Origin of the sequence: Saccharothrix algeriensis (assembly GCF_016907655.1) — a bacterium.
In the GTDB taxonomy this organism is placed as follows: domain Bacteria; phylum Actinomycetota; class Actinomycetes; order Mycobacteriales; family Pseudonocardiaceae; genus Actinosynnema; species Actinosynnema algeriense.
The window spans coordinates 4,553,957-4,580,219 of sequence record NZ_JAFBCL010000001.1 but is presented as its reverse complement, the minus strand read 5'-3'; the positions used below and the strand labels follow the sequence as shown (position 1 = coordinate 4,580,219).

The window sequence follows — 26,263 nt, the reverse complement described above, 5'->3', positions numbered from 1 at the left end:
CTCGACGACGCTTCCACGCACCCGCCCGCCACCGGGTCGGCAAACCCGCGATGACCGCGGATCGGAATCCGCCCTCACGCTCACGCAGACGTCCCCGCCCAGGGGACCCCTGTTTTTACTGTGCCACGGAGGCATGACAAAAACGGTCCGGCGGGCTGAGAGTGCCCTCAGGGACCGATGAGCGCCCATCGGCGACGGCGAGCGACCTTGGAGGCAGCGAGCGCCCATCGGAGACAGCGAGCGCCCTCGGAGACATGAGCGGCCTCGAAGATGGCGAGCGCCCCTGGAGACGGCGGGCGCCCTCGGAGACAGCGAGCGCCCATCGGAGAGGGTGAGTGCCCTTGGGGATGGTGGGCGGCCTTGGAGGTGGTGGGCGGCCTCAGGCATCGGTTCGCGCTGGTCGGCGGCACCCGTTCGGGCGGCGGCCCTTGTCCGGGTGATCAGCGCTCGGGTCGGTTCGCGGCGGCCAAGCCGGTCCGCGACACGTCCCGGTCGGTCAGCGGCGCTCGGCCAGGCGCTGGGTCAGGCGGGCCTTGATGGACGGCGGCAGGAGGGTCGAGACGTCGCCGCCGTAGGTCGCCACGTCCTTGACCAGCGAGCTGGCCAGGTAGCTGTAGATCGGGTTGGTCGGCATGAACAGCGTCTCGACCCCGGTGAGCTGGTGGTTCATCTGCGCCATCTGCAACTCGTAGTCGTAGTCGCTGACCGCGCGCAGGCCCTTCACGATCACCTGGATGTCGTTCTCGCGGCAGTAGTCGACCAGCAGCCCGTGCCACGAGTCGACCCGGACGTTCGGCCACTGCGCGGTCACCTCGCGGAGCATCTCGGTGCGCTCCTCGACCGAGAACAAGGTCTTCTTGTTCTTGTTGATCATTACCGCGACGACGACCTCGTCGAAGAGCTTCGCCGACCTGCCGATGATGTCCAGGTGTCCGTTCGTGGCCGGGTCGTAGGAGCCGGGGTACACGGCACGCGTCATGGTTTCGGACGGTAGCACCCGATCGGATGCGCCCACTCCGGCGCGTGTCCCGCATCACCCGCGGGGGGCCACGTGCTCCGCCCAGTGCAGGGCCGTGTCGCCATAACGCTTGGTGCGCAACGATTCCAGGGGGTCGGGCCAGATCGGTTCGGCGTCGCGGGCGGCGCGTTCGACGACCACCAGGGTCCCGTCGGCGGTCCACCCGTTGGCCACCAGCGCGGCGAGGACCCGGTGCAGTTCGTCACCGGTGACCGCGTAGGGCGGGTCGGCGAAGACCACGTCGCAGGGGTGCTCGGCCGGACCGGCCGCGACGGCCTCGGCGGTGCGGTGGACGACCTCCGCACCGGGCAGGCCCAGCACGGCGGCGTTGACCTTGAGCACTTCGGCGGCCCGCCGGTCCGATTCCACGAACGTGGCCTGCGCCGCGCCCCGGGACAGCGCCTCAAACCCGAGCGCCCCCGACCCCGCGTACAGGTCGACCACCCTGGCGCCGTCGAGGTCGATCAGGGCTTCCAGCGAGCTGAACAGCGCCTCCCGCACCCGGTCGGAGGTGGGCCGGGTGCCGCGCGGGGGCACTTGCAGGCGCCGGCCTCCGGCGACGCCCGCGACGATCCTGGTCACGCCCCCATCATCGCAGGCCGCGCGACGGGCCGAGCGCCCGCGTCGACCGGCGCTCCCGGCCGGCGGCCCGGCTCGCGCCACCGTTGACGGCGATCACCCGGCCGGTGGTGTGCCCGACCTCCGGCGAGGTGAGGAAGCCCACCGCCGCCGGGGCCCGGGGACCGCCGTCGGGGGTCTGGTCGACCGGGGTCTCACGGCGCCGGTCGGTCATCCGGTCGCCGAAGACTCCGCGCCCCCGACGCGGCCCGGCGACACGGCATCGGCCGTGGCGCCCGGCAGCCCGGTCGGAACGCGAGTTCGGCCGTCCGCGCCCCACCGCGGCCTCCACCACCCGCCGGCCGGCGGTGGAGCCGATCGTCACGACCCGCGCCCGGTCGGCCGGGCGCGGTGGCAGGGCGGTTGCGACCAGGACGGCCACCTGCACGTTGACCTCGTGGTTCGCCGATCACCCGGAGCGCAGGCCGACGCCGCCGACCGCAACGCCGGCGTTGTCGACCGACACGTCCACTGTGGATGGCAGGTCGACCGACACCACGTCCACCGTCGAGGACGACACCGCGTCGAAGGCCACCGCCAAGGGCGACGCCGCATCGAAGGCCACCGCCCGCGCGCCGACCTGCTCCGCCGGCACCCCGGCACCCCGGCCCGCCGGCCCGTGATCACGGCGTCGAGCCCGCCACAGCTCCCCGGCGATCGCACGGCCGGTGCCCGTGCCGCCGCCCGGCACCGCCGCCGTCCTCAGGAGAGCGTCTGCCACCAGCCGTCGACCGGCGGGGGATCGCCCACGTCGATCCGCTCGCCCGGCCGCGGCACGGCGAGCGGGACCTCCCACGCCTTCGCCTCCCGCCACACCCGGTCGACCGGTTCGGCCCAGTCGTGCAGCGCCAGGGTGAACGTCGCCCAGTGCACCGGGATCAGCAGGCCGCCCCGCACGTCGCGGTGCGCGGCGACGCCTTCCTCCGGCGTCATGTGGATGTCCGGCCAGCCCGAGCCGTACGCGCCGATCTGGATCAGCGACGCGTCGAACGGGCCGTGCTCCGCCCCGATGCGCTCGTACCCGTCGAAGTACCCGGTGTCACCGCTGTAGTAGACGCGGTGCTCCGGGCCCACGATCGCCCACGAGGCCCACAGCGTGTTGTCCCGCTGGAACGCGCGCCCGGAGAAGTGCTGCGCGGGCAGCGCGACCAACCGCACCCCGGCCACCTCGTGCGACTCGTCCCAGTCCAGCTCCACGATCCGGTCCTCGGGCACCTTCCAGCGCCGCAGGTGCGCCCCGATGCCCAGCGGCACGACGAACACCGCATCGCCCGACCGCGTCAGCGCGCGCACCGTCGGCACGTCCAGGTGGTCGTAGTGGTCGTGGGAGATGACCACCGCGTCCACGTGGCCGACCTCGCTCAGCTCGTGCGGCACCGGGTGGAGCCGCTTCGGGCCGAGCAACCGGGACGGCGAGCACCGGTCGCTCCACACCGGGTCGACCAGGACGCGGGCGCCGTCGATCTCGACCAGGGTGGACGCGTGGCCGTACCACGTGATGTGCAGGCCCTCGGCCGCCCCGTCCGGGGCCGGCGGCACCAGCGGCACCGCGCCCACCGGGCGCCGCTGCCGGCCACCGAAGAGCAGCTCCCGCGCGGTGCCACCCGCTTCGGCGGGCGGCATCGTGCGGGTGGGGACGGCGTTGTGGAACCGGCCGTCGCGGAACTGCGGGGAACGCCGCACGCGCTCCCCTCCGGGCGTGCCGCCCAACGCGGCGGGCACATCGCGCAACGCCCACGCGACCGCTCCCGCCGCCACGCCGAGCAGCGCTGCGGTGACCTTCTTCATGGCTCCTCCAACGACCGTCCCGAGCTTCGGGTTCCCCTGCGCGGGAAGGCCAACCGGACCGGCGGAGCCAGGCGGACGGACCCCGGGAGCACCCGAGCCGCACCCACCTGGCCACGGACGTCGACGCGGGCCACGACCCCCCGACCGGGGCCGCGCTTCCGGAGTTGCCTGAGGCTAGCACAGAACGGTCGTTGCGTGCGTGCACCGAACAGGTGATCTTGTCGAACGAGGAACGGGCCGGGCGCCGCCAAGGCGCCCGGCCCGCCCGGGGTCCGGCGCTACTCCAGCACGATCAGCAGGTCGCCGCCCTCCACCTGCTGCACGCCCCGCACCGCCAGCCGCTTGACGCGGCCCGACTTCGGGGCGGTGATGGCCGCCTCCATCTTCATGGCCTCGATCGTGGCCACGGTGCCGCCCGCCTCGACCTCGTCGCCCTCGGCCACCGAGGGCGTCACCACGCCGGCGAACGGCGCGGCCACGTGGTCGGGGTTGGCCCGGTCGGCCTTCTCCGCCGCCGGGACCTCGGCCGCGATCGACCGGTCCCGCACCTGGATCGGGCGGAGCTGGCCGTTCAGCGTCGCCATCACCGTGCGCATGCCGCGCTCGTCCGCCTCGCCGATCGCTTCGAGCCCGATCAGCAGCCGCACGCCCGGCTCCAGGTCGACCGAGTACTCCTCGCCCGGGCGCAGGCCGTAGAAGAAGTCCTTGCTGCGCAGCACGCTCGTGTCGCCGTAGGCGTCCCGGTGCGCCTGGAACTCCCTCGTGGGCGCGGGGAACAGCAGGCGGTTCAGCGTCTGCCGGCGGTCGCCCGCCAGGCCCTCGCGGTCCTCGTCGGTCAGCTCGGCCACGCCCTTGGGCGCGGCCCGGCCCTGGAGGGCCTTGCTGCGGAACGGCTCCGGCCAGCCGCCGGGCGGGTCGCCCAGCTCGCCGGACAGGAAGCCGATCACCGACGCCGGGATGTCGTACTTGTTCGGCTCGGCCTCGAAGTCCTCCGGCGACACGCCCGCGCCGACCAGGTGCAGGGCCAGGTCGCCCACCACCTTGGACGACGGCGTCACCTTGACCAGGCGCCCCAGGATCCGGTCCGCCGCCGCGTACATGGACTCGATCTCCTCGAACTTCTGGCCGAGGCCGAGCGCCACCGCCTGGGTGCGCAGGTTCGAGAGCTGGCCGCCGGGGATCTCGTGGCGGTACACGCGGCCCGTCGGGCCGGGGATGCCGGACTCGAACGGCGCGTACACCTTGCGCACGGCCTCCCAGTACGGCTCGATGTCGCACACCGCCTGGAGGTCCAGGCCCGTGGAGTGCTCGGTGTAGTCCGTGGCCGCGACGATCGCCGACAGCGGCGGCTGGGACGTGGTGCCGGCCATCGACGCCGCCGCGCCGTCCACCGCGTCCACGCCGGCCTGGATGGCGGCCAGGTACGTCGCCAGCTGACCGCCTGCCGTGTCGTGCGTGTGCAGGTGCACGGGGAGGTCGAACTCCTTGCGCAACGCGGTCACGAGCCGTGCGGCGGCGGGCGGCCTCAGGAGCCCCGCCATGTCCTTCACGGCGAGCACGTGCGCACCGGCGCCGACGATCTGCTCGGCCAGCTTGAGGTAGTAGTCGAGCGTGTAGAGGCGCTCGTCCGGGTTGGACAGGTCCGCCGTGTAGCAGAGGGCGACCTCGGCCACCGCCGTGCCGGTCTCCCGCACGGCCTCGATCGCCGGGCGCATCTGCTCGACGTCGTTGAGGGCGTCGAAGATGCGGAAGATGTCGATGCCGGTCCTGGTCGCCTCTTCGACGAAGGCGGTGGTCACCGCTTCGGGGTAGGGCGTGTAGCCGACCGTGTTGCGGCCGCGCAGGAGCATCTGGAGCGTGATGTTCGGGACGGCCTCGCGCAACGCCGCCAGGCGCTCCCACGGGTCCTCCGCCAGGAAGCGCAGCGCGACGTCGTAGGTGGCGCCGCCCCACGCCTCCAGGGACAGCAGCTGCGGCGTCATGCGCGCCACGTGCGGCGCTACGGCGAGCAGGTCCTTGGTACGCACCCTCGTCGCCAGCAGCGACTGGTGCGCGTCGCGGAACGTCGTGTCGGTGACCGCCAGCGCCTTGCTCTCCCGCAGCCAGCGGGCGAAGCCCTCCGGGCCCAGCTCGGTCAGCTTCTGCTTGGACCCGGCCGGCGGCTCGGCCGCCAGGTCGAGCCGCGGCAGCTTGTCCTTCGGGTCCACGGCGGACGGGCGCGGGCCGTTGGGCAGGTTCACCGTCACGTCGGCCAGGTAGGTCAGCAGGCGCGTGCCGCGGTCGGCGGAGTGCCGCGCCGTGAGCAGGTGCGGGCGCTTCTCGATGAACGACGTGGTGACGCGGCCCTCGTAGAAGTCCTCGTCGTCCAGCACCGCCTGGAGGAACGGGATGTTCGTGGAGACGCCGCGGATGCGGAACTCGGCCACCGCGCGCCGTGCGCGCGCCACGGCGGCGGAGAACGTGCGGCCGCGGCACGTGAGCTTCACGAGCATGGAGTCGAAGTGCGCGCCGATGGCCGTGCCCGCGCCGGTCGTGCCGCCGTCCAGCCGGATGCCGGAGCCGCCCGGCGAGCGGTAGGCGCTGATCATGCCGGTGTCCGGCCGGAACCCGTTGGCGGGGTCCTCGGTGGTGATGCGGCACTGCAGGGCCGCGCCGCGCAGCTTCACCGTGTCCTGGCTGAGCCCGAGGTCGTCGAGGGACTCGCCGGACGCGATGCGCATCTGCGACTGCACCAGGTCGACGTCGGTGACCTCTTCGGTGACCGTGTGCTCCACCTGGATGCGCGGGTTCATCTCGATGAACACGTACTTGCCGTGGGGGTCGAGCAGGAACTCGACGGTGCCCGCGTTGCGGTAGCCGATGTGGCGCGCGAAGCGCACGGCGTCGGCGCAGATGCGCTCCCGCAGCTCCGGGTCGAGGTTCGGGGCGGGCGCGATCTCGATCACCTTCTGGTGGCGCCGCTGCACCGAGCAGTCCCGCTCGAACAGGTGCATGACGTTGCCCTCGCCGTCGGCGAGGATCTGCACCTCGATGTGCCGGGGCTCCACGACGGCCTGCTCCAGGAACACCGTCGGGTCGCCGAACGCGGACTCGGCCTCGCGGGACGCGGCCTCCAGGGCTTCGCGCAGCGCCTCCGGCTCGTCCACCTTGCGCATCCCGCGCCCGCCGCCGCCCGCGACGGCCTTCACGAACACCGGGAAGTCGATGTCCTCGGCGGCCTTCAGCAGGGCCTCGACGTCGCTGGACGGTTGGCTGGACTTGAGCACGGGCAGGCCGGCCTCGCGGGCCGCGGCGATGGCCCGGGCCTTGTTGCCGGTCAGCTCCAGCACGTCCGAGGGCGGGCCGACGAAGGTGATGCCGGCCTCCGCGCACGCCTTGGCCAGCTCGGGGTTCTCCGAGAGGAAGCCGTAGCCGGGGTAGACCGCGTCGGCGCCCGCCTTGCGGGCCGCCTTGATGATCTCCTCGACGGAGAGGTAGGCCCGCACGGGGTGACCGGGATCACCGATCTCATAGGACTCGTCGGCCTTGAGCCGGTGCAGTGAATTGCGGTCCTCGTGGGGGAAGACGGCAACCGTCCCGGCGCCCAGCTCGTAGGCAGCGCGAAAAGCCCGGATCGCGATCTCGCCGCGGTTGGCGACAAGAACCTTGCGGAACATTCGGCGTTCCCTCCCAGGTCACTCGGCGGTCATTCAAGGAAAGCTACCGTGCACGTCCCGCCACTCGGGAGTTCCATCCCACGTGACGGACGTCATCGTGATCGTTCACCCACTCGGTCAAGGGCTCCCGCCCCGGCGTCACGGCCCGAGGATTGTCCCTTGCGGAACGGCCGCGCGCAGCCTCCTGCCGGATGGCTCACACTCCGGGCGGTCGCCATCCGGGCGCTCCCCGCCACATCACCCGATAGTGATCTTGACCCACCTCGAACGCGCGTTCGACAATTAACCCGCAAGCCCACTGGCCACAACGGACCGGAGAGTCGAGAGGAGCGCGTATGCCAAGTGGTGCCAGAGCGGCGGCGACGTGCTCGAACGCCCCGGGTTCGTCCGCCGCCCCGCTGAGCCGACCCTCGGGCCGGGGTGCCCGACCGACCACGGTTGGTGGGCCTGCCGCCGCGCCGACGACCGGTCAGGGCGTGCCGGTCGCAGGCGCGGCGCCTGCGCCACACCGCGAGGAGGATCACGGGCGTCGGACCCTGTGCTCGACCCCTGTGTTCGGTCTCGTGGCCGGCGGCGGAGGACACGCGCTGCGTCACCGTCGGTGAGAGCGCGGCACAGGGCCGCCGGTAGCGCGCGGACCTGCGGTTCTGAGCCGGTGGCGACCTGCCGCGGTCAGCGCTCGACGACCGGCTCGACGACCGGGCCGTCACAGTCCGTTCACTGCATCGGGTGATGGGCGGTGTCGATTTCTCGGTAGGGTTGGGCATATGGCCGGGCCTGAAGGGACTGGGCAGCCTGCTGCCCGCACCCACTTCGACGTTGTTCTGCGCGGTTACAACCAGCGGCAGGTCAACGAACGCGTGACACGTCTGGAGTACGACCTCAAGAACTCCACCAGGGCACGTGATCACGCGGCGGCCCAGGTCGCCGAGCTGAGCAAGGTGCTCGGGGCCACCCGCGCCGAGCTGGACAAGGTCAAGGCGCAGCTCGGCAACCTCGCCAACAGCCCGGTCAACGCCTCGAACGTCACCGAGCGCGTCCGCGTGATGATGACGCTGGCCGAGGAGGAGATCGCCGACATCCGCCAGGCCGCGGTCGACCAGGCCAACGCGACCCGCGCCGAGGCGGAGCGCTTCGCCGCCGAGGGGCGCGCCGCGCACCAGCGGGCGATGGCCGACCTCGAGGAGCGGCGCACGCAGTTGGAGGCCGCCCACCAGCAGCGCACGGCCGAGCTGGAGCAGCAGTACCAGGAGCGCCGGGCCGAGCTGGAGCGGTCGCACGAGGAGCTGCGGGCCAAGCTGACCGCCGAGCACGAGGCGCTGCTCGCCGAGACGCGAGCGGACCACGACCGCGTCGTGGCGGAGTACGACGCCAAGAGCCAGGCGCTGGACGCCCGTCGCGTCGAACTCGACGCGAAGTACAAGGGCTACCACGACGAGCTGGACAAGGAGTACGACGAGCTGCGCACGACGCTCCGCAAGGAGCACGAGTCGCACCTCGAGGAGGCCAAGGCCGAGGCCGCCCGCCTGCTGGAGGAGGCGCGGGCCGAGGTCGGCGCGCTGCGCGCCGAGTCGCAGAAGCAGATCGCCGAGCTGGAGTCCGAGGCGCTGACCAAGGCCGAGAAGTCGATCGCCGACGCGAACGCCTACGCCGAGAAGACGACCGCCGACGCCGACGCGAAGGCCGAGCGGACCGTCGCCGACGCCGACGCCAAGGCGCAGGGGATGCTCGCCGACGCCGACGCGCGGGCGGAGAAGGCGCTTGCCGAGGCCAAGGCCGCGGCCGAGAAGACGACCGCCGAGGCGGCTGCCCGGGCGGAGAAGACGATCGCCGAGGCCGACCTCCGCAGGGCCGCCGCCGACCGGAAGATCACCGAACTGCACGCCGTGCACAAGGCGCTGGCCGAGCAGTTCGCCGCGGCCCAGGTCGCCGTCACGCAGGCGGTGTCGACGCTGACCCCGCTGGACGTGGAGCCCGCACCTGAGCAGTCCGCGCCTGAGCAGTCCACCTCCGGGCAGTCCACCTCCGGGCAGTCCACCTCCGGGCAGTCCACCTCCGGGCAGTCCACCTCCGGGCAGTCCACCTCCGGGCAGTCCACCTCCGGGCAGTCCACCTCCGGGCAGTCCGCGCCAGAGCAGTCCGCATCTGAGGCCGCGTCCGGACCCACGTCCGGGCATACGGCGGAATCCGCGCCCGAGGCCGCACCACCCGCGTCCGGCTCCGCGACGGGAGCTGCGTCCGGATCCGGGTCTGCGACGGGGGCTGCGCCCGAGTCCGGGTCTGCGACGGGGGCTGCGCCCGAGTCCGGGCCTGCGGCTGGGGCTGCGTCCGGGGTCGCGCAGAAGGCCGCGTCGAAGACCGCGCAGAAGACCGCGCCGAAGCGCCTGCCGGACTCCGAGCAGCCGACCAAACAGCTCACCCGGCCGCGCAGGAACGGCTAGCGCCCGCCGCTGCCGCGTTCCCGCGCGTTGCCCGGGAAGGCACCGGCCGGGCAGGTCGCTGCTCGGGAGGTTTCCCGGCCGGGGCCTGTTCGCCGGGGGAAGTCGGCCTACCCGGGGGTTCCGGCCACCGGGGAAGCCGGCTCACCGGAGGTTCCCGACCACCGGGGAGTCGATCTACCGGGGGAGCTGGCCGGCCGGCACGACTTCGGCGGCCGGGGGTGCGGCGGTGTCGACCGGTGCGCCCCAGTCGGTGAAGCGGGTGGTGGACTGCTTGACGACCTTGCCGTTCAACTCGAAGCGGTACTCGGCCTTGAGCGGTGCGCCGGTCGGGTCGACCCACACCGCGGACGCGATGGTCACTCCGTGCTCGGCCAGCTGGGTGTGCTGGAGCTGGATGTCGGGGTCCTCGATGACCTTGGCCATCTTCATCGGGTCGACCACGAGCTCGTACCGGGTCGTCCGCACGTCGTCCAGCTGCTCCTCGCCCCGGCGGATGATGAGCGCCGCGCGGGGCTGCACGTAGTCCAGCTCCGCGCCCACGGTCGCGCTGGGGCCGAAGCCGCGCAGCAGGGCGTCGACCTCGCCGCTGGTCTCACGGGTGTAGAAGCCCCACTTCTTGCCCTCGGGCATCGGAGCGCCGTCCACGTGCACGTAGAGCCCGTCGCGGGTCATGACCATGTCCATCTTGCGGGCCTGGCCGCCCGTCGACATCTGCATCGCCATCGACGCCGTCACGCCGTCGGGCTCCCGGCGGACCACGCCGTCCACGGTGTTGCGCACCTCGGTCGCCTCACCGTCGGAGGCGAAGCCCTCGGTGCGGAAGCGGGCCGTCTTCAGCTCGGCGCGGCGCTGGTCGATGCGTTCCGCGAGCACCGCCAGGTCCCCCTTGGGCGGTGCCGACGTCACCGGCGCCGACGGCTCGCCGGACGAGCACCCGGCCAGCAGGGACGCGGCCAGCGCGAACGGCAACAGGGCGAGCGGGAAACGGCGCACAGTGCGGCGACGATACCCCAGCCGCCGCGGGCCGGTCAGCGCAGCAGCACGTCCCAGCCGTCCCGCACGGGCGGCAGCTCCAGGCCCTCCTCCGCCAGGAAGTCGCGCCGCCACTGGCCGGCGGTGCGCGCGGAGTGCACGATCAGCACCGACCCGGCGATGACGCACCCGACGGCGAGCACCGCCGCCACCCGCGCCGGCCAACCGCCTTCCGACCACGCCCGCACCGCCACCACCACGGGCAGCGTGAGCACCAGGAGGTCGAACAGGGCGGCCACCGCCTCCCGCCACCGGGGGCGCGTCGTGATCCGCACGCCGGCGTCGGCGAGGGTGTCGCACTCGTCCGGGCCGTGGACCCGCAGCCGGGTGGCCTCCACGCGGCGCACCGAGACGTGGCCGACCACCGACCGGACCGTGCCGGCGCCGAGCGCGAGCAGCAGCAGGTCGATCAGGTGGAAGTACCAGGGCGCGCCCAGGTTGGCCACCAGCGAGCCGGCGGCCCCCACCAGCATCAGCGCGCCGGACGCCTTGAGCGATCCCAGGTACCGCGTGGACAGCCAGGGCGGCAGCAACGACCGCACGACCATCTCGCGCACCTCGGGCCGCCCTGCTGTCAGCTCCCGGGCCTCGGCCCGGGCCCGAGCCGCCGCGAGGTCGTGCGCGTCGGCCTCGGCGGACGCCACCGCGAAGTCGCGCGAGCCGGCCTCGTCGGAGACCGTCGCGGGATCACGCCGTTCGGCTTGGGTGCCAGCCACCACACGATCATGCGACGCCCCCGCCTCGGGCGCCACCGCGAAATCCCGGGAACCGCTTCGGATCACCTCCGGCAGGCGCCCCGGACGACCGGGCGGGCGGAGTCGGCGGGCGACGGGCGATGCGGTGCGCGACGGGCGATGCGGTGCGCGACGGGTGGAATCGGCGGCCGGCGGACGGCGAGCGGTGGGCAAGCCTGGCGGGCAAGCCTGGCTGATAAGGCGGCGGACGGCAGGCTAAAGCGACGGGCGAGCGGCGTGAGCAGCGGACAAGGGCGACGGGCAAGGGGCGGGTGAGGGCGAGCGGGCGGTGGTCAAGCCTTCTCCAGGTACTCCGCCCGTTCCTCGTCCAGCAGGCCGGCCACCAGGCCGGCCAGGCCGGGGTGGGCGGTCAGCTCCGGGTCGGCGTCGACCACCCGGGTCGCCACCAGGCGGGCTTCGGTGATCACGTCCTCGTCGCGCAGCAGGGACAGCATCTTCAGGCCCGACCGCTTGCCCGACTGCGCCGCGCCCAGGATGTCGCCCTCGCGGCGCAGCTCCAGGTCCAGCTGGGCGAGTTCGAAGCCGTCCAGGGTGGACTCCACCGCGCGCAGCCGCCCCATGGTCGAGGTGCCCTCCGGCACCTCGGTCACCAGCAGGCACAGGCCCGGCGCGCTGCCCCGCCCCACCCGGCCGCGCAGCTGGTGCAGCTGGCTCACGCCGAAGCGGTCCGCGTCCATGATCACCATGACGGTCGCGTTCGGGACGTTCACGCCGACCTCGACCACCGTCGTCGCGACCAGGACCTGGACCTCGTTCGCCGCGAACGCCCGCATCACGGCGTCCTTGTCCTCCGGCGGCATCCGGCCGTGCAGCACGTCCACCCGCAGGCCCTTCAGCGGCCCCCGGGCCAGGCGCTGCGCCACGTCCACGACCGCCAGCGGCGGCCGGCGGTCCGACGCGTCCTCCTTCGGCGGCTCCGCCCCCTCCTCCTCGCCGTCGCCGATGCGCGGGCACACCACGTACACCTGGTGGCCCTTGCCGACCTCCTCGCGGATCCGCTGCCACGCCCGGTCCAGCCACGCGGGCTTCTCCGCCATCGGCACGACCGACGTGCTGATCGGCGAACGCCCCTGCGGCAGCTCGCGCAGCGCGGAGACCTCCAGGTCGCCGTAGACCGTCATCGCCACCGTGCGCGGGATGGGCGTCGCCGTCATCACCAGCACGTGCGGGGTCGAGCCGCCGGACCGGCCGCTGAGCGCCGCCCGCTGCTCGACGCCGAACCGGTGCTGCTCGTCCACCACGACCAGCCCCAGGTCGGCGAACTCCACCCTGTCCTGGATCAGCGCGTGCGTGCCCACGACGATGCCCGCCTCGCCGGTCACGATCTCCAGCAGCGCCTTCTTGCGCTGCGCGGCCGGCATCGAGCCGGTCAGCAGCGTGACCCGGGTGGCGTGCTCGGCGGCGCCCAGCTCGCCCGCCCGGCCCAGGTCGCCGAGCAGCTCCCGCAGCGACCGCGCGTGCTGCGCGGCCAGCACCTCCGTCGGCGCGAGCATCGCGGCCTGCCGCCCGGCGTCCACGACCTGCAGCATGGCGCGCAGGGCCACCATCGTGTTGTGCGTGACGATGAAGTGGTCGGTCACGTACAGGTGGGACGGGTGCGCCACCGAGATGCACTGCACCGGCTTCACGCCCACGAACTCGACCCGCTCGACGTACCGGGCGGGCGGCGCCGTGCGGTCCAGCGCGTCCCGGAACGGCGGGAACCCCTCCGGCAGCCGGACGAGCACCTCGTGCTGCTCGTACCCGAGGCGCACGACGCCCGTGCCGCCCAGCGACTCGGCCAGCTCGCTGACGTACTCGGCCAGGTGCGCCGACTCGGTGCGGAACACCGCGTCCGCCCCGTCGCACGACCCGCCGGTGGTCAGCAGGCCCTGCAGCAGCTCGTGCCGCTCCTTGACCGGCGCGAGGTCCACGCAGTCCAGGTCCGGCGCGACGACCAGCGGCAGCCGCCAGCGCGCCGGGTCGCCGCCGCCGAGCAGGTCCTCCCGGATCTCCCGCAGCGTCACGACCTCGCCGCCGTGCGTGGCCCACAGGTGCTCCAGGTCGCACTCGACGGACTTGCCGTCCGAGAGCACCACCCGGAACACCTCGCGCTCGCCCTGCGGGTACACGCCGGTCACCGGCGTCGGCGAGCCGTCCGCCGAGATGACCTCGTCGCCGGGCTGGATCTCGCCCATCGGGACGAACCCGCCGGGCGTGAGCACCAGCGCGTCCAGCGGCTGCGCCTTGCCCGAGCCCACCTCGCCCTGCAGCAGCCGGTTCATCGGGTGCTCGCCGGACAGGTCGCGGGCGATCCGCTCGCCGACCTCGCGCTGCCCGTCGGTGAGCCGGAACGGCAGCCGCGCGTCGAAGGCGTCGCCGACCAGGCCGGCCCGGGGCGGGCACGCGGGCGCGGGGCGGGCCGTCGCGGACCTGCGGCGCTGCGCCAGGGCGAGCTGCACGGCCATCGCCTCGTCCCACTTGAGCCGCTGCTGCGCCACGGCGATCGCCGCCCACCCGTCGGGGCGGTGGATGTCGCGCAGCGCCTTCTCCAGCGGCGCCAGGCCGCGCTCCGCGCGCAGGTCGGCCGGCAGCGGGTCCTCCGCCACGCCGTCCCACACCGCGAGCACCTGCTCGACGCAGTTGGAGACGTTCCACGACTGGATGCCCTGCGCCGCCGGGTAGACCGGGATGAACGCGCCGGCGAACTTCGCCGCCGACCCGGGGTCCACGTCGTCGAGCACCTGGTAGTCGGGGTGGGCGAGCTGGAGCTTGCCGTTGAACATCCCGACCTTGCCCGCGAACATCGCCTCGCGGCCGGGCAGCAGCTCCCGCTCCACCTTGCGCGAGCCGCGCCCGAAGAACACCAGGTGCAGGTCGGACGAGCCGTCGGTGATCACCGCCTCCAGCAGCTCGCCGCTGCGGCTCTTCATCCGGCGCTGGCGGGCGCTCTTCACGCGCGCCTGCACGGTGGCGTGCTCGCCCAGCTCCAGGCCCTTGATCTCGGTGAGCTTCCCGCGCTCGTCGTAGCGGCGCGGGTAGTGCCGCAGCAGCTCGCCGACCGTGGTCAGGCCGAGTCCGCCCGCCAGCGCGTCGGCGCTCTTCTTCCCGAGCACCGACACCAACTTCTCGTCGAAGGTCGTCATCCCGGCCTATTCAACTACTCCACCCCGACGGCCAGGACGGCACCGGGTTGTCCGCCTCGGTAGGCCACCGCCTCGACCTCCGGGTGGGCGGCCCGGAGGTGGTCCTCCACCGCTTCGGCCAAGCCTTCGGGGGCGTCCTCGCCGAGCAGCAGGGTGACCAGTTCCCCGCCGCCGGCGAGCATCCGGTCCACCAGCCGGCACGACAGCGCCGCCACGTCCGCCGGGCCCGGCTCCACCCGCACGACCTCCCCGTCCAGCATCGCGAGCAGGTCGCCCGGCCGGCACCGGCCCACCCAGGTGATCGCCTCGCGCTCGGCGAGGCGGACCTCGCCGCGCCGGGTGGCGGCGGCGGCCTCGGCCATGGCCACCACGTCGTCGCCGGCGCGCCGGGCCGGGTCGTGCACGGCCAGCGCGGACAGCGCCTGCACCGGGGAGAAGGTCGGCACCACGACCACGTCCTGCCCCGCCTCGACGGCTTGGGCGACGGCCCCCTCCAGCGGCTCGCACAGCGCCGGGTCGCCGGGCAGCAGCGCCACGTGCCGGGCGCGCGTGCCCGCGACGAGGGCGAGCAGGTCGGCGGTGTCGCCGGTGGGCTCGGCCACCACCGCGCCCGCGGACCGGAACAGCTCGCGCGCGCCCTCGCCCTCGACCAGCGCGACGACGGCGCGGTCGCGCACGAACCGGGGCGCCTGGGCGGCGATCTGGTCGGCGAAGCGGGCCACGGTGATCCGGTGCGGGCGGCCCGCCTCGACGCCCGCCTCGACGGCCGCGCCGATGTCGTTGCAGTGCACGTGCACGGTCCACAGGCCGGCGCCGTCGCCGACGACCGAGACGCAGTCGCCCAGCGCGGTCAGCCGCTGTTCGAGGCGGTCGGTGTCGGGCGCGCCGTCGAGCAGGTACATGACCTCGTACTCGTACTCGGCGGAGCCCGCCTCGCGCCCGGTGGTCAGCGACTCGGGGGTGCGCGGCGGCGCGGTGGCGAACGGCACCTCCAGCGGCCGGCCGGTGATCACGGCGGCCAGCGCGTCCAGCAGCACCACCAGGCCCTTCGCGCCCGCGTCCACCACGCCCGCCCTGGCCAGCACGGCGAGCTGGCGCGGCGTCTCGGCCAGCGCCAGCGCGCCGGCCTCGGCGGCGGCCGTGACCACCTCGCCCAGGCCGTCGGAGGGGCAGTCGCGGGCGGCCTCGGCGGCGGCGTGCAGCACGGTCAGGACCGTGCCGGGCACGGGTCGGGACACCGCGGCGGTGGCCAGCTCGTCGGCCCGGTGCAGCGCGGCGCGCAGGGCCTGGCCGCCGGCCGTGGAGGCGCCCTGCGCGGCTTCGGCCAGGCCGCGGAGCACCTGGGACAGGATCACGCCGGAGTTGCCCCGCGCGCCCGCCAGCGCGCCGCGCGCGAGCGCCGCCAGCGCCTGGCCGACCGAGTCGGCGGGTGTCCGCAGCAGGGAGTCCTGCGCGGAGCGCATGGTCTGCGAGAGGTTGGTGCCGGTGTCGCCGTCGGGGACCGGGAAGACGTTGATGCGGTCGATGTCGTCGCGGTTCGCGTCCAGCGACCGGACGCAGGCTTCCGCCCACTGGCGCACCGCGACCGCGTCGAGAGCCTGCATGGCGAGGAGGGTATTCGACCCGGTTTGGTGCCGACGCCCGCCATTGCTACCCTGTCTGGGTTGCCATGCCCGGCTGAGGCTTGTGCACGCTTGCGCGCCCGCCGGGGCGTGAGTACCGCTGGATAAACCTTAAGGAGTGGCTGACGTGGCTGCCGTGTGCGACGTCTGTGGCAAGGGGCCGGGCTTCGGCAAGTCGGTCTCGCACTCCCACCGGCGCACCAACCGCCGGTGGAACCCGAACATCCAGACCGTGCGCGCGAAGGTCTCGTCTTCGACGCGGCAGCGGCTGAACGTGTGCACCTCCTGCCTCAAGGCGGGCAAGGTGGTTCGCGGCTGACGACCGCGTCCGAGCGTTGTCGCGAAGGCCCCCGGACCGATCGGTCCGGGGGCCTTCGGGCGTCTTCGGGGGTTCTTCGAGGGGGTTCGGGGCCGCCCGCCGGGATCCGCGGCGGGCGGTCGGGCCGATTCCTCAGGACCGGCTCCGCAGAGCCGGTTCCTCAGAGCCGGCTCCTCAGGACCGGCTCCGCAGAGCCGGCTCCTCAGGACCGGCTCCGCAGAGCCGGCTCCTCAGAGCCGGCTCCTCAGAGCCGGCTCCTCAGGGCAGCTTCCAGTCCACCGGCTCCGCGCCCTGCTCGGCCAGCAGCTCGTTGGCCCGGCTGAACGGGCGCGAGCCGAAGAAGCCCGCCGAGGCCGACAGCGGCGAGGGGTGGGCCGACTCGACGCACGGGAACGGCGCCAGCAGCGGCTTGAGGTTGCGGGCGTTGCGGCCCCACAGGATCGCCACCAGCGGCTCCTCGCGCGCCGCGAGCGCCTTGATCGCCTGCTCGGTGACCGGCTCCCAGCCCTTGCCCTGGTGGGAGTTGGACTTGCCGGGCTGCACCGTCAGCGCCCTGTTGAGCAGCAGCACGCCCTGCTCGGTCCACGGCGTCAGGTCGCCGTTGGCCGGGGTGGGGTGGCCCAGGTCCTCGACGTACTCCTTGTAGATGTTGACCAGGCTCTTGGGGATCGGCCGGGTCTCCGGCGACACCGAGAAGCTCAGGCCCACCGCGTGACCGGGCGTCGGGTACGGGTCCTGGCCGACGATGAGCACCCGCACGTCGCGGAACGGCTGCTGGAACGCCCGCAGCACGTTCTCCCCGGCGGGCAGGTAGGTGCGCCCGGCGGCCACCTCCGACCGCAGGAACTCGCCCATCCCGGCGATCCGGTCGGCCACCGGGGCCAGTGCCCTCGCCCAGCCCTCTTCCACGATTTCCTCAAGCGGTCGCGCCACGGCGGTGGACCCTATCTCAGCCGAGCCGGCGAAGATCGGCGCGGTAGGTCGCGATGTTGGCGACGTACTTGTCGACCGCGGCCCGCCACGCGCCTTCCGGCACCTCGTAGCCCTCGCGGACGCGCGCGGGCACGCCCAGCGCCATCGAGCGGGCCGGCACGCGGCCGTTGAACGACACGACCGCGCCGGCGCCGACCACCGCGCCGGCCTCCACCACCGAGCCGTTGAGCACCACCGAGCCGGAGGCGATGAGGCAGCGGTCGGCGATGGTCGCGCCCTCGATGTGGGCGTTGTGACCGATCACGCACTCCTCGCCGACGAGCGCGGGGTGCGCTTCGGTGCAGTGGACGACCGTGCCGTCCTGGACCGACGTGCGCGCGCCGATCTCGATGCGCCCGTAGTCGCCGCGCAGCACGGCCCGCGGCCAGACCGAGGCCCCGGCGTGCAGGCGCACGTCGCCGATCACCGTGGCGTCCGGGTGCACGTAGGCGTCCGGGTGGATCACCGGTTCGCGGTCGCCCAACGCGTAGATCGCCACTGCCGTCCTCCTAGAGCTGCTTGGCGTAGCAGAGGCTGCCGGGGTGGTCGCGGTAGACGCCGAAGTTGGCCATGCGCCGGTACCCGCTCGACTCGTACAGCCCGATCGCCTCCGGTTGGCGCGTCCCGGTCTCCAGCACCATGCGGGACCGGCCGACGGCCCGGGCCGATGATTCCAGCTCGGCGAGCACGACGCGCGCGAGCCCCTTGCCGCGCACCGAGTCCACCGTGTACATCCGCTTGACCTCGGCGTCGCCGGGCCGGATCGGGTCGGCGGCGACGTCGTGCGCCCGCCACCCGCCGCAGGCCACCGCGACGCCGTCCAGGTAGCCGACCACGAAGTGCCCCAGCGGCGCGGAGAACTGGGCCGGGTCGACCGGCGTGACGTCCTGGTCGCCGTAGCGCACCACGAACACCTGCTGCAGCTCGGCGACCAGCGCCGCCGCGTCTGGATGATCATACGCCCGCGTGCATAGTTCCACACCGACCAGGCTACCTACCGCCAGTGCTCCCAGCCAGGGGGCTTCTCGTAGGCGCGCCCGTCCACCGTCACGCCGCTGCCGTGCCGGACGGTGCCGATGGTGCGCCACCCCTCCGGCACGGCGGCCGGCTCCGGGAAGGTCGCCGCCAGCGCGTGGTCCTCGCCGCCGGTCAGCACCCAGTGCCGCGCGTCGGCGCCCAGCGCGGAGGCCACGTCCAGCAGCCGCGGGTGGACCTCCAGCAGCTCGGTGCGGATGTCGATGCCGACGCCCGACTCGTCGGCGATGTGCCCCAGGTCGGCCAGCAGCCCGTCCGACACGTCGATCATCGCCGTCGCGCCGGCCTCGGCGGCCTGCGGCCCGGCCGCGTAAGGGGGTTCGGGGTTCCGCTGCGCCCCGACGACCGCCACCGGCGACCGGAAACCGCGCCCGAGCACCGCCAGCCCGCCCGCCGCCCAGCCCAGCCGCCCGCACACCGCCACGACATCACCCACCTGGGCTCCCGAACGGGTGACCGGCTCCAGGCCGTTCATGTCGCCCAGCGCCGTGACGGAGATCACCAGCGTCGCGGAGGAGACCATGTCGCCGCCCACCACGCCGGCGCCCGCGACCGCGGCCTCCTGCCACAGCCCGGCGGTGAGCCCCTCCACCAGCGCGGTCGGCGTGCCCGGCGGGCAGGCCAGGCCGATGAGCAGGGCGGTCGGCAGCGCGCCCATGGCCGCCACGTCGGCCAGGTTCACGGCCGCCGCCTTGCGGCCCACCTGCTCCGGGGACGACCAGTCGAGCCGGAAGTGGACGCCCTCGACGAGCACGTCGGTCGAGACGACGACCCGCCCGTCGGGCGCGGCCACGACGGCCGCGTCGTCACCGGGCCCGAGCAGGGTGGTGGGCGGCTGCGTCCGACCTGCCGTCACCCGGCGGATGAGACCGAACTCACCCACCTCAGCGACCGTGTCCGCGTTCCGCGGCGGCTCCGGACGCAAGATTGCCTCCCGTTCTGAGCATTCGGAACCCCGACTGGGGTACGTTGCTGTGCACGTTCCTACCCCGACCTAACCTGTCGCGACGAAGGGGCACGCCGTGGTGCACGCATACATCCTCATCCAGACCGAGGTCGGGAAGGCAGCCGCCGTCGCGGCCGAGATCTCCGGCCTCCCGGGCGTCGCCACCGCGGAGGACGTCACCGGCCCGTACGACGTCATCGTGCGCGCGGAGGCCGAGACCGTCGACCAGCTGGGGCAGCTCGTGGTCGCCCGCATCCAGAACGTCGAGGGCATCACGCGAACGCTGACCTGCCCGGTGGTCCACCTCTAGCGGCGTGCTGTCATAGCGGGGTGGCACAGGCACCGGAACCCACCCCCCTGCTCCCCAGACCGCTGCTGGCCGTCGCGGTGGGCCTGCCCGCGCTGCTGGCGGCGGGGGTCGCGGCCGTCGGGCTGTTCCTCGGCGCGGGCGAGCAGGCGGAGCCGCGGACCGACCACTCCGGACCGCTGGCGCTGGTCCCGGTGCCCGCCCCGGCCGCCGAGGGCGAGCCGTGCCGGGCGCTGCTGGGCAGGCTGCCGGTGCAGCTGGTCTCCAACGGCGCCACCCTGCCCCGCCGCGAGCTGGCCGAGCCCGCGCCGGCGGGCGCGCTGGCCTGGGGCGACGCGCGGCACGAGCCGATCGTGCTGCGCTGCGGCCTGGACCGCCCGGCGGGGCTGACGCCGACCTCGCAGCTGCGCAGCGTCTCCTCCGTGCAGTGGCTGGAGGTCACCGAGGGCTCGTCCTCGACCTGGTACCTGGTGGACCGGCCCGCCTACGTGGCGCTGACCATCCCGGCCGAGGCGGGCACCGGCCCGATCCAGGACATCTCCACCACGATCCGCGACACCCTGCCCGCCACGCCCGTCGACACCGGGGGCTGACCGGCGGCGCGGGGAGGGCGCCGCCCTCCCCGCCGCGGTCACCGCAGCCCGGTCCCGCGGGCCAGCGCCGTGTCGACCAGCGTCGTCAGCAGGGTCGGGTAGTCGATCCCCGTCTCCGCCCACATCCGCGGGTACATGGAGATCGGCGTGAACCCGGGCATCGTGTTGACCTCGTTGACCACCAGCCCGCCGTCCTCGGTGACGAAGAAGTCCACCCGCGCGAGGCCCTGGCAGTCCAGCGCCCGGAACGCCGTGACGGCCATCTCCCGGACCCGGTCGGCGACCCCCTCGTCGAGCTTCGCCGGCACGTCGAACTCGCACACGTCGTCCAGGTACTTGGCGTCGAAGTCGTACCAGTCGACCGCGCCGCCGACGACGCGCAGCTCGGCCGGCAGCGACGCCTCCACGCGGCCGTCGGGGAACTCCAGCACGCCGCACTCGACCTCGCGCCCGGCCACCCCGGCCTCGACGACCACCTTCGGGTCGGTCTTGCGCGCCAGCGCGATCGCGCCGTCCAGGTGGTCCCAGTCGACCACCTTGGAGATGCCGACCGACGACCCGGCGCGGGCCGGCTTCACGAACACCGGCAGGCCCAGCCGCGCCCGCTCCCCCGGCTCCAGGGTCTCCCGGTCGCGGTGCAGCACCGCGAACTCGCCGACCGGCAGCCCCGCGCCGCGCAGCAGGCGCTTGGTGAACTCCTTGTCCATCGCGACCGCCGACGCCAGCACGCCGGGGCCGACGTAGGGGATGTCGGCCAGCTCCAGCAGGCCCTGGATCGTGCCGTCCTCGCCCCACGCGCCGTGCAGCACCGGGAACACCACGTCGACCTCGGCCAGCGCCTCGTCCGGCGCGACCGGGACCAGCTCGCCGCCCGACACGGGCACCAGCGCGTCCACCGACGGCAGCCGGCGGTCGCGCGCCTCCAGCGCCCTGGTGTCGTCCGCGCCGATCACCCACCGGCCCCCGTCGTGGGTGATGCCGACCGGCACCACGTCGAACCGCTCCCGGTCCAGGTGCCCGAGGACGCTCCCGGCGGACAGGCAGGAGATCCGGTGCTCGCTGCTGCGCCCGCCGAACACCACGGCGACCCTGGTCTTGCGTCGTGTCATGGTCCGCGACCCTACCCGGATGGCGCAGCCGGGAACGGCGAAGCCCGCGGCGGCGGCGCTCACGCGGCGCGCAGCAGTTCCACCAGCACCGGCAGGGCGGCGGTGAGCTGCTCCCGCGAGCAGGCCCCGTACCCGACGGCCACGCCGAACACCCTGGGCCGCGCCGCGTGGTGCCGCCCGAGCCCGTCCAGCCGCAGCCCGCGCGCCTCGGCCGCCGCCAGGAGGTCCCGCTCGGCCTGGGCGTCGCGCAGCAGCACGACCACGTGCGCGCCGGCGTCGTCGCCGAGCACGGCGATCCCGGCCTCGGCCAGCGCCGAGACCACCAGCGCCCGCCGCTCGGACAGCTCGCGCCGCAGCCTGCGCAGGTGCCGGCCGAGGTCCCCGGCGCGGGCCAGCTCGACCAGCACCCGCTGCCCGGCGGCCGACGGGCTGGTCCCGGTGCGCTCCCGGTGCGCGAGGACCGCCGCCGCGATCGGCTCGGGCGCGACCATCCAGCCCGCGCCCAGCGTCGGGGTGAGGATCTTGCTCGTGGTGCCCAGGTGCACCACGACGTCCGGGGCCAGCGCGGCCAGCAGCGGCAGCGGCGCGATGTCGTAGCGCAGCTCGCCGTCGTAGTCGTCCTCGATGACCAGCCAGCCCTCCCGGCGGGCGCGCTCGACCAGCGCGACGCGGCGGCCGGCCGACATCCGGCCGCCCATCGGGTACTGGTGGGCGGGCGAGCAGTAGACGACCCGCACGCCCGCCGGCACGGCGTCGACCAGCAGCCCCTCCTCGTCCACCGGCGTCTGCACGACCTTGATCCGGGCCGACCGCAGCGCGCCCACCGCCCGCTGGTAGCCGGGCTCCTCCAGGGCCACCACGTCGTCGGGGCCCAGCACCGCCGCGGCCAGCTCCACCAGCGCCGCCGTGGTCCCGCCGGTGGCCAGCACCAGCTCCTCGCGCAGCCCGCCCCGCACCGCCAGCCCCCGGTGCCGCAGCAGGTGCTCGGCGATCACGGCCCGGTACTCCGGCAGCCCGCCGCGCTGGGGCCGGAACAGCGGCAGGGTGTCCGCCGCGGCCCGCCACGCCCGCCGCCAGGCCGCCCGGTCCAGCCCCTCCGCCCACGGCGCGCCGGGCGCGAAGTCGATGAAGTCCGCCACCGGCTCGGGCGCGGGCGCCCGCCGCGCGGGGCTCTTGAGCGAGCCCGGCGGCGTGGTGGTCACGTACGTGCCGGACCCGTGCCGCCCGGCGATCCAGCCCTCCGCGTGCAGCTGCTCGTAGGCCGCCGCGGTGACGGTGCGGCTGACGCCCAGCCGCGCGGCCAGCGCGCGGGTCGAGGGCAGCCGGTCGCCGCTGCGCAGCCGGCCGTCGGCGGCGGCCGTGCGCAGCGCCTCGGCCAGCTGCACGGCCAGCGGCTCGGCCGAGGCCCGGTCCAACGACACCGGCAGCGCCGCCTCCACCACGGTGGCCTCCCCGGACATCCGAAAATTGGCACTTGAAGAAGGCCACTTTACAACGGATGCTGCACGCATGACGTTGTCACCGACGCCCCGCAGCACGATCAAACGAGGGCGCGACCGCACCGTGACCGAGCGCGCCGCCCTGCACGCGGTGCTCGACGCCGGCCTGGTGTGCCACCTGGCCGTGGTGGTCGACGGCGCGCCCCTGGTGCTCCCCACAGGCTACGGGCGCGACGGCGACACCATCTTCCTGCACGGCTCGACGGGCGCGCGCAGCCTGCGCGAGGCGGCGGCCGGCGTCCCGGTGTGCGTCGCGGTGACCCTGCTCGACGGCGTCGTCTACGCGCGCTCGGTGTTCGACCACTCCATGAACTACCGGGCCGCGGTGATCCACGGCACCGCGGTCGCGGTGACCGACCCGGTGGCGAAGACGCGCGCGCTGGAAGTGCTCACCGAGCACATCGCGCCCGGCTCCTGGGACTACGCCCGGTCGCCCACGCCCAGGGAGCTGGCCGCCACGTCGGTGCTGGCCGTCGACCTCGCGGAAGCCTCGGTGAAGGTCCGCAGCGGACCGCCCGGCGACGAGGCGGGCGACGTCGCGGCCAACGCCAGGTGGGCGGGCGTGCTGCCGCTGCGCACCTCCTGGGGCGAGCCGGAGCCCGACCCGGCGCTGGTCGGCGACTGGGCCGTGCCCGCGCACGTCACCGCGCGCAGGTAGTCCCGCCCACCGGGTCGAACCGGTGCGGGCGCAGGGTGCGCCCGCCGTCGCGGTAGACGTGGACCGTGACGGCGGGGTCCGGACCGTCGTTGCGCACCCGGTGCGCGTAGTCGGGGCCGAACACCCGCGACTGGCCGGCTGCCAGGTGGTGCAGCACCTGGTGGCGACCCCGCACGACGACCTCCGTCAGCGCACCGCTGACCAGGGTGAACGCGCCGGTGGTCGGGCCGTGGTCGTGCAGGTCGGTGTGCTGGCCGGGCAGCCAGCTCAGCAGCCAGACCTCCTGCTCGGGGGTCTTCTCCACCAGGGCGGAGAACCGGTGGTCGGGGTCGTAGCGCAGCAGGTGCGCCCAGCGCTCGCGCTCGGCCGCCACGTCGAGCGCGACCCGCACGGGGTGCGGGGCGGCGTGCGACTGGGGCAGGGCGATCGTGTTCTCCGGAACGGCGAACATGGTTCCTTCTCACGGTGTGGTGCGGCGGGGCGGGCGTCAGCGGCCCGCGGGACGCGGAGCGGTCACCGGGAAGGACACAGCGCGCTGGCGACCAGGCCGAGGTCGATGTGACCCCGCCCGTCGATCATGGCGCGGAAGGACATGCCCCGAAGGGTGGCAGCGCCCGCGGGGCCCGGCAACCCGGTCCCACGCTCTGGAACGCCGTTCACCCGGCGGGGCGACCGGGGCGCCGCCGCCCGGCGACGCCCCGGCCGCGCCGGTCAGAGCGAGGCCAGCACGTCGGCCACGAGGTCGGCGGTGTCCTCGCAGCCCGCCGACAGCCGCACCAGGCCCTCCGGCACCGGGTCGCCCCACTGCGCGCGCCGGTCCAGCGTCGTGTGCAGACCGCCGAAGCTGGTCGACGCCGCCACCAGGGCCGACCGCTCCAGGAACCGGGCCACCGCGGCGGCGTCGCGCAGCACGAACGTCAGCACGCCGCCGAACCGCCGCATCTGCCGGGCCGCCACGGCGTGCGCCGGGTCCTCCGGCGAGCCGGGCCACCGCAGCCCGGACACCGCGGGGTGGCCCTTGAGCGCCTCGTGCAGGGCCGCCGCGTTCTGCGCCTGCCGCGCCAGCCGCAGGTCCAGCGTGCCCAGCCCGCGGTGGGCCAGCCACGCCTCGAACGGACCGGGGACGGCCCCGCCGACGGTCCGCGCCGACCGCAGCCTCCCGACCAGCTCCGGGTCCCGGCTGGACACGTGCCCGAGCAGCACGTCGCTGTGCCCGGCGACGGCCTTCGTGTCGCTGCTGACCACGACGTCCGCCCCCAGCTCCAGCGGGCGCTGCCCCAGCGGCGTGGCGGTCGTGTTGTCCACCGCGACCAGCGCGCCGGCCGCGTGCGCCGCGGCGGACAGGGCGGCGATGTCGCACACCTCCAGGCCGGGGTTGGACGGCGACTCCAGCAGCACCAGCCGCACGCCGTCCAGCGGCGGGTACGGCCCGGCCGTGGGCGCCTCGACCACGCGCACCGGCAGCTCGGCCGCCAGCGTCCGCGTCAGGTAGTACCCGTCGGAGGGCAGCACCACCGCGTCACCGGGGGCCAGGACCACCCGCAGCAGCGTGGAGATCGCCGCCATCCCGGACGGGAACAGCACCGCCTCGCCGCCGTCCAGCCCGCCCAGCGCGTCCTCCAGCGCCCGCCAGCCCGGGTTGTGCGCGCGCCCGTAGGTGTCGTCGCCGCCCAGGTGGTAGGCCGAGGCGAACACCGGCCCCGGCAGGAACGGCTGCCCCGCCACCGCCGGCACCGAGTGCACGACGCGCGTGCCGTCCCCGAAGTCCTCGTTCACTGCCGCTCCGCCTTGCGCTCGCGCTCCAGCAGCGCCGTGGTCAGCGCCCTGGGGTCCAGCCCTTCGTGGCACACCCGGTGGACGCCGTCGGTGATCGGCATGTCCACGCCCAGCCGCGCGGCCAGCTCCCGGATCGACGAGCAGGACTTCACGCCCTCGGCCACCTGGCCGTGCGCGGCCTCCTGCGCGCCCGCCACCGTCCCGCCCCGGCCCAGCCGCTCGCCGAACGACCGGTTGCGCGACAGCGGCGACGCGCAGGTCGCCACCAGGTCGCCCAGCCCGGCCAGCCCGGCGAAGGTCAGCGGGTCCGCGCCCAGCGCCGCGCCCAGCCGGGCCGTCTCCGCCAGCCCGCGGGTGATGATCGACGCCATGGTGTTGTCGCCGAACCCGAGCCCGGCCGCCATCCCGCACGCCAGCGCGATCACGTTCTTGCACGCGCCGCCCAGCTCGCAGCCCACCACGTCCACGTTGGTGTAGGGGCGGAAGTACGAGTTGGAGCACGCCTGCTGGAAGTCCACCGCCCGGTCGTGGTCGGTGCACGCGATGACGGTGGCGGTCGGCTGCCCGGCCGCGATCTCCTTGGCCAGGTTCGGCCCGGACACCACCGCGACCTGCTCCTCGGGCACCCCGGCGACCTCGCGGACCACCTCGCTCATCCGCTTGAGCGTGCCCAGTTCCACGCCCTTGGCGAGGCTGACCAGCGTCGCGCCGGCCGGCAGGGCGGGCCGCCACCGCGCCAGGTTCTCCCGCAGCGTCTGGCTCGGCACGCCCAGCACCACCGCGTCCGCGCCCCGCAGCGCCTCCTCCGCGTCGTGCGTCGCCGCCAGGTTCGGCGGCAGCACCACGTCGGGCAGGTAGTCGGGGTTCACCCGGGACCGCGTGATCCCGTCGGCGACCTCCGCGCGCCGCGCCCACAGCACCACGTCGGTGCCCGAGTCGGCCAGCACCTTGGCGAAGGCCGTGCCCCACGACCCCGCACCCATCACCGCGACGC

24 protein-coding genes are annotated in these 26,263 nt (G+C 74.4%); 5 read left to right on the top strand and 19 right to left on the bottom strand.

Going from position 1 to position 26,263, the window contains the following annotated elements; all coding sequences use genetic code 11:
• Positions 1-496: 496 nt before the first annotated feature.
• The 6 genes from coaD to JOE68_RS20915 form a co-directional block, all read right to left on the bottom strand.
• Positions 497-979 carry a pantetheine-phosphate adenylyltransferase gene (gene coaD / locus JOE68_RS20940; RefSeq protein WP_204843989.1) on the bottom strand — a complete coding sequence of 161 codons (483 nt, stop codon included), beginning with the start codon at positions 977-979 and terminating at the stop codon, positions 497-499.
• A 54-nt stretch (positions 980-1,033) separates the two neighbouring features.
• The gene (gene rsmD, locus JOE68_RS20935) at positions 1,034-1,600 is read right to left on the bottom strand and encodes a 16S rRNA (guanine(966)-N(2))-methyltransferase RsmD (RefSeq protein ID WP_204843988.1); all 567 of its coding nucleotides are present in this window, start codon (positions 1,598-1,600) and stop codon (positions 1,034-1,036) included.
• A gap of 7 nt (positions 1,601-1,607) precedes the next feature.
• Positions 1,608-1,811, bottom strand: coding sequence for a hypothetical protein (locus JOE68_RS20930; RefSeq protein WP_204843987.1), 204 nt, complete (start codon positions 1,809-1,811; stop codon positions 1,608-1,610).
• A gap of 234 nt (positions 1,812-2,045) precedes the next feature.
• The gene (locus JOE68_RS20925; protein WP_204843986.1) at positions 2,046-2,357 is read right to left on the bottom strand and encodes a hypothetical protein; all 312 of its coding nucleotides are present in this window, start codon (positions 2,355-2,357) and stop codon (positions 2,046-2,048) included.
• Positions 2,339-3,424, bottom strand: coding sequence for an MBL fold metallo-hydrolase (locus tag JOE68_RS20920; protein WP_204843985.1), 1,086 nt, complete (start codon positions 3,422-3,424; stop codon positions 2,339-2,341). Before JOE68_RS20920 ends, JOE68_RS20925 begins: the two co-directional genes overlap by 19 nt.
• 278 nt (positions 3,425-3,702) lie before the next feature.
• Positions 3,703-7,080 (bottom strand): pyruvate carboxylase, encoded by a 3,378-nt coding sequence (locus JOE68_RS20915; RefSeq protein ID WP_204843984.1) that lies wholly within the window; start codon positions 7,078-7,080, stop codon positions 3,703-3,705.
• Positions 7,081-7,940: 860 nt separating this feature from the next.
• Here JOE68_RS20915 and JOE68_RS20910 point away from each other — a divergent pair.
• On the top strand, positions 7,941-9,521 hold the full coding sequence (locus tag JOE68_RS20910) for a hypothetical protein (protein ID WP_204843983.1): 1,581 nt from the start codon (positions 7,941-7,943) through the stop codon (positions 9,519-9,521).
• A 174-nt stretch (positions 9,522-9,695) separates the two neighbouring features.
• Here the strand turns inward: JOE68_RS20910 and JOE68_RS20905 are convergent, their stop codons facing one another.
• The 4 genes from JOE68_RS20905 to JOE68_RS20890 form a co-directional block, all read right to left on the bottom strand.
• Positions 9,696-10,514, bottom strand: coding sequence for an SCO4651 family lipoprotein (locus JOE68_RS20905; protein ID WP_204843982.1), 819 nt, complete (start codon positions 10,512-10,514; stop codon positions 9,696-9,698).
• 35 nt (positions 10,515-10,549) lie between these two features.
• Positions 10,550-11,269 (bottom strand): hypothetical protein, encoded by a 720-nt coding sequence (locus JOE68_RS20900; protein WP_204843981.1) that lies wholly within the window; start codon positions 11,267-11,269, stop codon positions 10,550-10,552.
• A gap of 311 nt (positions 11,270-11,580) precedes the next feature.
• Positions 11,581-14,433, bottom strand: coding sequence for a helicase-related protein (locus JOE68_RS20895; RefSeq protein ID WP_204843980.1), 2,853 nt, complete (start codon positions 14,431-14,433; stop codon positions 11,581-11,583).
• 14 nt (positions 14,434-14,447) lie between these two features.
• Entirely contained in the window at positions 14,448-16,037 is a 1,590-nt protein-coding gene (locus JOE68_RS20890; protein WP_204843979.1) for a DAK2 domain-containing protein, read from the bottom strand.
• A gap of 145 nt (positions 16,038-16,182) precedes the next feature.
• Here JOE68_RS20890 and rpmB point away from each other — a divergent pair, with 145 nt between their 5' ends.
• Positions 16,183-16,374, top strand: coding sequence for a 50S ribosomal protein L28 (rpmB, locus tag JOE68_RS20885; RefSeq protein WP_073891577.1), 192 nt, complete (start codon positions 16,183-16,185; stop codon positions 16,372-16,374).
• 258 nt (positions 16,375-16,632) lie between these two features.
• Here rpmB and JOE68_RS20880 read toward each other — a convergent pair whose 3' ends face one another.
• From JOE68_RS20880 to JOE68_RS20865, 4 genes are read right to left on the bottom strand one after another with little or no spacing between them, the layout of a single operon-like run.
• Positions 16,633-17,307, bottom strand: coding sequence for a uracil-DNA glycosylase (locus tag JOE68_RS20880; protein ID WP_204843978.1), 675 nt, complete (start codon positions 17,305-17,307; stop codon positions 16,633-16,635).
• A gap of 16 nt (positions 17,308-17,323) precedes the next feature.
• Positions 17,324-17,845, bottom strand: coding sequence for a gamma carbonic anhydrase family protein (locus JOE68_RS20875; protein ID WP_204843977.1), 522 nt, complete (start codon positions 17,843-17,845; stop codon positions 17,324-17,326).
• A gap of 10 nt (positions 17,846-17,855) precedes the next feature.
• Complete coding sequence (locus JOE68_RS20870) at positions 17,856-18,326, bottom strand: GNAT family N-acetyltransferase (protein WP_204843976.1); 471 nt, start codon at positions 18,324-18,326, stop codon at positions 17,856-17,858.
• 14 nt (positions 18,327-18,340) lie between these two features.
• Positions 18,341-19,306 carry a thiamine-phosphate kinase gene (locus tag JOE68_RS20865; RefSeq protein WP_204843975.1) on the bottom strand — a complete coding sequence of 322 codons (966 nt, stop codon included), beginning with the start codon at positions 19,304-19,306 and terminating at the stop codon, positions 18,341-18,343.
• Positions 19,307-19,403: 97 nt separating this feature from the next.
• Here JOE68_RS20865 and JOE68_RS20860 point away from each other — a divergent pair, with 97 nt between their 5' ends.
• The gene (locus JOE68_RS20860; RefSeq protein ID WP_204843974.1) at positions 19,404-19,637 is read left to right on the top strand and encodes an Lrp/AsnC family transcriptional regulator; all 234 of its coding nucleotides are present in this window, start codon (positions 19,404-19,406) and stop codon (positions 19,635-19,637) included.
• A gap of 20 nt (positions 19,638-19,657) precedes the next feature.
• Positions 19,658-20,227, top strand: coding sequence for a DUF3515 domain-containing protein (locus tag JOE68_RS20855; protein ID WP_204843973.1), 570 nt, complete (start codon positions 19,658-19,660; stop codon positions 20,225-20,227).
• A 38-nt stretch (positions 20,228-20,265) separates the two neighbouring features.
• On the opposite strand, the gene JOE68_RS20850 is transcribed toward JOE68_RS20855, so the two are convergent.
• Both JOE68_RS20850 and pdxR read right to left on the bottom strand, forming a co-directional pair.
• Entirely contained in the window at positions 20,266-21,336 is a 1,071-nt protein-coding gene (locus JOE68_RS20850) for a D-alanine--D-alanine ligase family protein (RefSeq protein WP_204843972.1), read from the bottom strand.
• A gap of 59 nt (positions 21,337-21,395) precedes the next feature.
• Positions 21,396-22,796, bottom strand: a complete 1,401-nt coding sequence (gene pdxR, locus JOE68_RS20845; RefSeq protein ID WP_239562304.1) for a MocR-like pyridoxine biosynthesis transcription factor PdxR — start codon at positions 22,794-22,796, stop codon at positions 21,396-21,398.
• 49 nt (positions 22,797-22,845) lie between these two features.
• On the opposite strand from pdxR, the gene JOE68_RS20840 reads away from it, so the two are divergent.
• Positions 22,846-23,493: a pyridoxamine 5'-phosphate oxidase family protein gene (locus JOE68_RS20840; RefSeq protein WP_204843970.1), complete on the top strand. Its 648-nt coding sequence runs from the start codon at positions 22,846-22,848 to the stop codon at positions 23,491-23,493.
• Here JOE68_RS20840 and JOE68_RS20835 read toward each other — a convergent pair.
• The 3 genes from JOE68_RS20835 to JOE68_RS20825 all read right to left on the bottom strand — a co-directional run bounded on the left by JOE68_RS20835 (position 23,477) and on the right by JOE68_RS20825 (position 26,252).
• Positions 23,477-23,944: a cysteine dioxygenase gene (locus JOE68_RS20835; RefSeq protein WP_204843969.1), complete on the bottom strand. Its 468-nt coding sequence runs from the start codon at positions 23,942-23,944 to the stop codon at positions 23,477-23,479. The two genes, JOE68_RS20840 and JOE68_RS20835, sit on opposite strands and share 17 nt — an antisense overlap.
• Before the next feature lie 260 nt (positions 23,945-24,204).
• Positions 24,205-25,269: a cystathionine gamma-lyase gene (locus JOE68_RS20830; RefSeq protein ID WP_204843968.1), complete on the bottom strand. Its 1,065-nt coding sequence runs from the start codon at positions 25,267-25,269 to the stop codon at positions 24,205-24,207.
• Complete coding sequence (locus JOE68_RS20825) at positions 25,266-26,252, bottom strand: NAD(P)H-dependent glycerol-3-phosphate dehydrogenase (protein WP_204846208.1); 987 nt, start codon at positions 26,250-26,252, stop codon at positions 25,266-25,268. Before JOE68_RS20825 ends, JOE68_RS20830 begins: the two co-directional genes overlap by 4 nt.
• Positions 26,253-26,263: the final 11 nt, after the last annotated feature.

Coding starts and splice junctions, on each gene's coding strand:
- JOE68_RS20850 (WP_204843972.1), bottom strand. CDS start 21,336: ATGACACGACGCAAGACCAGGGTCGCCGTGGTGTTCGGCGGGCGCAGC.
- JOE68_RS20915 (WP_204843984.1), bottom strand. CDS start 7,080: ATGTTCCGCAAGGTTCTTGTCGCCAACCGCGGCGAGATCGCGATCCGG.
- JOE68_RS20895 (WP_204843980.1), bottom strand. CDS start 14,433: ATGACGACCTTCGACGAGAAGTTGGTGTCGGTGCTCGGGAAGAAGAGC.
- coaD (WP_204843989.1), bottom strand. CDS start 979: ATGACGCGTGCCGTGTACCCCGGCTCCTACGACCCGGCCACGAACGGA.
- JOE68_RS20890 (WP_204843979.1), bottom strand. CDS start 16,037: ATGCAGGCTCTCGACGCGGTCGCGGTGCGCCAGTGGGCGGAAGCCTGC.
- JOE68_RS20840 (WP_204843970.1), top strand. CDS start 22,846: ATGACGTTGTCACCGACGCCCCGCAGCACGATCAAACGAGGGCGCGAC.
- JOE68_RS20930 (WP_204843987.1), bottom strand. CDS start 1,811: ATGACCGACCGGCGCCGTGAGACCCCGGTCGACCAGACCCCCGACGGC.
- JOE68_RS20825 (WP_204846208.1), bottom strand. CDS start 26,252: ATGGGTGCGGGGTCGTGGGGCACGGCCTTCGCCAAGGTGCTGGCCGAC.
- JOE68_RS20920 (WP_204843985.1), bottom strand. CDS start 3,424: ATGAAGAAGGTCACCGCAGCGCTGCTCGGCGTGGCGGCGGGAGCGGTC.
- JOE68_RS20835 (WP_204843969.1), bottom strand. CDS start 23,944: ATGTTCGCCGTTCCGGAGAACACGATCGCCCTGCCCCAGTCGCACGCC.
- pdxR (WP_239562304.1), bottom strand. CDS start 22,796: ATGTCCGGGGAGGCCACCGTGGTGGAGGCGGCGCTGCCGGTGTCGTTG.